Genomic DNA, 1,521 nt, shown 5'->3' on the forward strand with positions numbered 1-1,521 from the left:
GACCCTGGGCAGCGAGCGCACGGGTTGGCGCTCGCGACCAGGCAGCAACCCGATCGCAGCTTTCTGCACCGCTTGTGGCAGAGCCGCGATAACGGCGCTCTTTGGCAGGAGCTCGGCCCGGCCTTGCCGGCCGAGCTCGACCTGCTGCCCACGGCGTTCGATGCCGCTCCCAGCGACCGCGGGCGCATCTACATCAGCGCCCTGGATCGCTCCGGATCCAAGTTCCAGGGCGTGCTCTTGCGAAGCGACGACCGCGCTGCCGCCTGGAGCGTGCTGACCGTACCCGATACCGGCCTGTTCGGTATTCCCTTCCTGTCGGCGATCGCGCCGGCCGACCCGAACACGCTCTACGTGCGAGTCCACGGTCCAGGGCAAGACCGCTTGCTGGTCTCGTCGAACGGCGGGCACGACTGGCAGCGCGCGCTCGAGGGCAGGGCCGTGATGGCCGGCTTTGCGCTGTCGCCGGACGGCAGCGAGCTCGCGATCGGTTTTGGCCTGCCTGCTCGTCCCCGCAACATCGACTGCGATCGGTTGGGCATCTGGAAGGCGTCGACACGCGACCTGGTGTTCCGCAAGGTCTTCGACGGCGTCGTGCAATGCCTGACCTGGACCCGACGCGGTCTGTACGCGTGCCTGAGCGAGCGAGCGCACGGTTTCGAGCTGGGGCTGTCCGAGGATGCAGGACTGCGCTTCAAGCCCCTGATGAAGCTTCGCAGCGTAAAGGGCCTGGCCTGCCCCTCGCCGAGCACGCTCGCCACCGCGTGCGCCGAGCCCTGGCAATGGCTGTGTCCAAAGATAGGCACATCGTGCGCCGATCCCGACGCGGGCACGCCAGCAACGGTTCCGATCGACGTCCTTGCGGGCTGCCGCAGCGATGCTGCCGTGCCGCAGGCACCCGCTGATGCTGGCGTCGCCGCGCCTGCCGACGCTGCGACCCCTACAGACGCCGCGCCTGCGGCCGCGTCACTCGACGCGGGCGCCGCCGGAGCTCGCGACGCAGCAGCCCACGCTCCCGATAGCGCGGCCGCAACGCTCCCTCACGGGCCCGGCACGAACGGATGCGGCTGCAGCCTTGCGGGCGGCCGGCCCACGACCGCGTTCGTGTACCTGCTCCTGCCGCTCGCGGCACTGCTGCTTTTCGGGCGGCTTTTCAACCTCTGACCGTCGGCCTGGAATCCGCCTCACGTCGTTCCAAACGACGTCCCGTCGGCGTGCGCCGGCACTTTCGCCACCACCGTAGCGTAAGTGTGCGAAATGCGGAGCAGTTTCGGCGACCCGACCCTCGATAGAGCGGCCGGTGTCAAGTACATGCAGTGGTCCCCTCCGGCGGCGCGGTGCGCAGTCGGCAATACGAGAAGTGGGCGCCAGCCGAGAAGGACGGCACAGGAGTCGCGACTCACCCATCGATACGTGCTTTGAATCTGGCCTAACGTTGCCGGGGCACAGGAGGCTGGTCGAAGAAATGGTGCTCACCGATGGCCTTGGTGCGATTGGGGTCCACGACATACACCGTGTGCCCCA

General features: G+C 68.3%; 1 protein-coding gene. It reads left to right on the top strand.

The window, feature by feature from the left end:
- Positions 1–1,161: hypothetical protein (locus tag MJD61_05470; protein MCG8554726.1), on the top strand; the 1,161-nt coding region annotated here is incomplete at its 5' end.
- Positions 1,162–1,521: the final 360 nt, after the last annotated feature.

It is taken from the genome of Pseudomonadota bacterium (genome assembly GCA_022361155.1).
Classification (GTDB): domain Bacteria; phylum Myxococcota_A; class Polyangia; order Polyangiales; family JAKSBK01; genus JAKSBK01.